The following is a 318-nucleotide window of genomic DNA, read 5'->3' on the forward strand; positions in this document are numbered from 1 at the left end:
GTCTGCACGTACAGGAGCCAAGCCTCCTGCATAACGGCCGAATGGGGTACGAATGGCATCGATAATATAAGCGTCTTTCATGTCTTTTCTTCTCTTAATCTAAAATCCCTCCCAATCTCCCTTTAAGAAAGGGAGGAGTCATCCTATTTAGAAATCAAGGAAGTCCCCCTTTATCAAAGGGGGATTTAGGGGGATTCAAATCCTTAATTCTGTTGCGTCGCATCAATCAACGTTGCACCGGTCAGTGCTTGTAATTCTGCAAAACTTAAACCGTCAACTTTCTCGATGACTTTTAAACCTTCAGTAGTGACATCAATT

The 318-nt window shown here is 42.8% G+C and carries 2 pseudogenes; both read right to left on the reverse strand.

From position 1 onward, the window contains the following. Positions 1 to 81: pseudogene (locus D7V20_RS20275) on the reverse strand (hypothetical protein); the annotation flags it as partial. Between the two features lie 122 nt (positions 82 to 203). Next, positions 204 to 318: pseudogene (locus tag D7V20_RS19645) on the reverse strand (3-oxoadipate CoA-transferase); the annotation flags it as partial.

The sequence above is a fragment of the Acinetobacter rongchengensis genome, from assembly GCF_003611475.1.
Lineage (GTDB): Bacteria > Pseudomonadota > Gammaproteobacteria > Pseudomonadales > Moraxellaceae > Acinetobacter > Acinetobacter rongchengensis.